Genomic DNA, 4,118 nt, shown 5'->3' on the forward strand with positions numbered 1-4,118 from the left:
GCAGTCATCCCTGAAAAGTGAGGGATTGCGACAAGGAGCTGAGCATGTTCAGAGAGAACGCCGTTGTGATGGTTACAGTCATCCCTAAAAAGTGAGGGATTGCGACTATCTTTAATTTCTTGTCCTCATACCATCTGGTGTAGAGGGGTTGCAGTCATCCCTGAAAAGTGAGGGATTGCGACATTCTTGGTCTTTCTGGAGCTTAAGCTCTCTGTGGGTTGCAGTCATCCCTGAAAAGTGAGGGATTGCGACAAGGAGCTGAGCATGTTCAGAGAGAACGCCGTTGTGATGGTTACAGTCATCCCTAAAAAGTGAGGGATTGCGACCTGTCGCTTCAGAGTTCCCATGGGTCAGCTTCAGATATGAAGCGTTACAGTCATCCCTGAAAAGTGAGGGATTACAACTCAGCTACCGTCGCCCTTGAGGTGTGAAGAGTACCGTGACATCCTTCCCTTCAGGGCGTAAAATTTATCTATGTCTGAGCTGGGGAGGATAAAGCTCCTTCTGTCCGCTGCGGAGAGGATAAGCAAAGAGCAGGACACCGACAGGCTCCTCGTGATGCTCTCCGACCTTGCGAGGGAGGCTCTTGAGGTTGACAGGTGTAGCCTCTTCCTCCTCGACAGGGAAAAGGGAGAGCTCTGGACCAAGGTTGCCCACGGCGTTGATGAGATAAGGGTTCCTGCGGACAGGGGGATAGTGGGCTGGGTAGCCCAGAAGGGGAAGAGCCTCGTAGTCAACGACGCCTACTCCGACCCGAGGTTCAACCCGGAGGTTGACAGGGAGACGGGATACAGAACGAGGAACATCCTCGCCATACCCCTCTTTAACAAGAAGGGGGAGATCCTCGGCGTATTTCAGGCTGTCAACAAGCTCAGGGGAAGCTTCACCCACGAAGATGTTGAGCTCTTCACACTGCTCGGCGGCTATGCCTCCTCTGCCATAGAGACCTCCATACTTCAGGCGAAGTTAAAGGAGGCATACAGAGAAGCGGTAATGAGGCTCTCCTACGCGGCTGAGTACAAGGACCCGGAGACCTACAACCACATAGTGAGGGTTGGTCTCTTTGCGAGGCTCATGGCACAGGAACTCGGGCTTGACGAGGAGAAGTGCGAGAACATTACCATAGCCGCACCGATGCACGACATAGGCAAGATAGGGATACCCGACGCCATACTCCTCAAGAGGGGCAAGCTCAACGACTGGGAGTGGGAGGTCATGAAGAGGCACACCATAATAGGCTACGAGATACTCAAGGACAGCTCAAGCGAGCTCCTTCAGATGGCAGCTCTTATCGCCCTTGATCATCACGAGAAGTGGGACGGGACGGGCTATCCTTACGGCAAGAAGGGTGAGGAGATAAGCCTCTGGGGAAGGATAACGGCGATAGCGGACGTTTTTGATGCCCTGATGTCAAAGAGACCCTATAAAGAGCCCTGGAGCCTTGATAAAACCCTGAATTATATGAGAGAGCTGAGGGGAAAGTCCTTTGACCCCAATCTCGTGGACATATTTATGGACAACATAGATAGGGTGATGGAGATAAGGGAGAAGTACAAAGACGAGTGATTTCCTTTTTGTGCTAATATACTGATAACTGATGGGTCAGTCATTAAGCACAAAGGAAAGGCTCACGCAGGCTGGTAAGAAGGTTATATACAGGAAGGGATACCACAGCACGAGGATTTCAGACATAACCTCCGAGGCTGGATTAGCCCACGGGACCTTCTACCTTTACTTCAAGTCAAAGGAGGAGTTCCTCCTTGAGATGCTCTCAACCATAAGAAGGGAGGTTCTGTCCCTGATAGAGAATGGTATATCCCTCCTTAGGGAAGGGAAGACCAATGAGGGCAATGAGCTCGTCTTTCTGAGGAGCTTTGAGCTCATAGTGAGGGAGAAGGAGCTGGCAAAGATATTCTTCTTTGAGGCGATATGTACAAGCAACTCCTTTCAGGAGTTCTATAGAGAAGGCAAAAGACTATTTACGGGGAGGCTTGAGGAGGCTCTCCGGCTCCTCGGGGTTGAGAACCCAGACCTTAAGGCGGAGATAATCATCGGCACTGCGAGGCACTTTGTTGAGGAAGCGATACTGAGCGAGAGAGAGGTGATAGGTAGATGGAAAGAGGTCTTAAGGGAGCTTGGGCTCTTCTCCTGACCCTCTGTGTAGCTTCCTTTTCCATAACACTGCAGGAGCTGGAAGAGTCGGCGCTGAAGAACTTTCACCAGCTCAAGGTTGAGAGACTTGAGCAGGAGAAGAAGAAACAGGAGAGGCTTGAGAGGCTCGGCAGGCTCCTACCCCAGATAAACCTTGAGGCTTCTTTTAACCTTTCCAAAAAGCAGAGCTTCACCTTCGGAGCTCCTCCCCTCCCGCCTCAGGAGTTCGTCTTTCAGAAGGGAAGTTACCCTAAGTTTACCCTTCAGGTTGTTCAAAACCTATTCAACCTCAGAGATTTCAGGGAGTATGAGATAGCCAAGAGGTCTGAGAACCTTCAGGGCTTCCTAGTTAGGGAGAAGGAGAAGGAGCTCCTCTACAATGTGAGGTCCGCTTACCTTTCAGCCCTTCAGGCGAAGGCTACCCTTGAGATATACAGAAAGTACCTTGAGCTCGTGGAGGCACATCTGAGAGATGTAAAGGAGCTTTACAAGGAGGGGATAGTTGCCTTCAAAGACGTTCTGGAAACTCAGGTAAAGCTCTACGATGTCAAAGAGGACATAGCGAGGGCTGAGGCGAACTTCAGGAAGGCTCTTGACAGCCTCTCCTACCTTGCGGGAAAGAAGGTGGAGGACGTTGAGGAGGACAGCCTGAAAGCCCCCGAGGAACTTCTTACCCTCAGCAGGGAGGAGCTCAGGAGAAGACTCCGTGAGAGGAGGGCGCTCCTGAAGTACATGGAAGGTAGCCTGGAGCTCTCCCAAGACTACATAAAGCTCTCCGAATCCTCCTTCTATCCAATAGTCTCCCTTGAAGCCTTCTACCAGAGGACGGAAGAGTCAGACCTTTTCCCGAAGGACAGGTATCTGATAAGCATCGCCCTTCGCTGGAACCTCTTCAGCGGGATGAGGAGGTTCAGAGCCCTTGAGGTGAGCAGGATAGCAAAGAGACAGTTCCTTGAGAGATACAGGGACACCCTTGAAAGGCTTTACCTTGAGCTTGACAATGTCCTTGAGGATATAGAATCGGTCAGGTCAAGGATAGAGCTGGCAAGCCAGCAACTCAAGGACGCAAAGGAGCACCTCAGGATAGCCCGGGAGAAGTACAGAGCTGGGCTTGGAACCAACACGGAGGTGCTTGACGCCCAGAGTTATCTGATTAGGGCTCAGAACACCCTCAGGATTGAGAGATACGAGCTCACAAAGAAGCTCTTCAAGCTCAAAGAGGTGATAGGCGATGGGTAAAAGGAAGCTGGGGCTTTTCATCCTCATACTCATGGCGCTTGCCTTCTCTATAGTAGCGGTGAGGTGGATACACTACAGGCTCACCCACGCCATATCCAATGCGGTCTTCGTGGAGAGTGACAGCCTTACCAGGCTCGCCTTCAAGAGGGTATCTGGAAGGATTGTAGAGCTCTACAAGGAAGAGGGAGACAGGGTGAGAAAGGGGGAGGCTCTCGCAAAGATTGAGGACAGGGACTACAGGCTTAAACTGGAAGAGGTTGAGAAGAGCATAGAGAGGATTGAGAAGGAGAAGGAGGCTCTCCAGATAAAGGCAAAAGCTCTCAGGGAAGAGATAAAAGCTAACCTCAGGCTCGTGGACAGACAGGTCTCGGCAAACAGGAGCAGAATAGAGGCTCTCAAGGTAAAGCTAAGCCAGCTCAAAAGGGACAGGGAGAGGTTCAGCAGGCTCTTCTCCAAAGGGGTTGTTCCCTCCAGAAGGTTTGAGGAGATTGACACCCAAATGGAGTCTCTCAAGAAGGAGATTGAGTCTCTTGAGGAGAGCACTAAGGTATTCCTCACCAGAAAGGATGTTCTGAGGGCGAAGCTCAAGGAAACCTACGAGATAGACAGGAGGGTTCAAGCCCTTGAGAGGCAGAGGCAAGCTCTCCTCAAAAAGAGAGAGGATGTGGAAAACCTCCTCAAGGAGACGACTCTGAGGAGTCCCATAGAGGGCTACGTTGTCAAGAGGT

4 protein-coding genes are annotated in these 4,118 nt (G+C 51.3%); all 4 read left to right on the forward strand.

Annotated features, from left to right (window positions below):
• Window positions 1–474: 474 nt before the first annotated feature.
• Entirely contained in the window at window positions 475–1,566 is a 1,092-nt protein-coding gene (locus AC1HCM_RS08345) for an HD domain-containing phosphohydrolase (RefSeq protein WP_479461310.1), read from the forward strand.
• 31 nt (window positions 1,567–1,597) lie between these two features.
• Complete coding sequence (locus AC1HCM_RS08350; protein ID WP_479461311.1) at window positions 1,598–2,152, forward strand: TetR/AcrR family transcriptional regulator; 555 nt, start codon at window positions 1,598–1,600, stop codon at window positions 2,150–2,152.
• Window positions 2,113–3,390, forward strand: coding sequence for a TolC family protein (locus AC1HCM_RS08355; RefSeq protein ID WP_479461312.1), 1,278 nt, complete (start codon window positions 2,113–2,115; stop codon window positions 3,388–3,390). The genes AC1HCM_RS08350 and AC1HCM_RS08355 overlap by 40 nt, the downstream gene beginning before the upstream one ends.
• Window positions 3,383–4,118 (forward strand): HlyD family secretion protein (locus AC1HCM_RS08360; protein WP_479461313.1); only part of this gene is annotated, 736 nt, incomplete at its 3' end. The genes AC1HCM_RS08355 and AC1HCM_RS08360, both read left to right, overlap by 8 nt.

The sequence above is a fragment of the Hydrogenivirga sp. genome, from assembly GCF_056450045.1.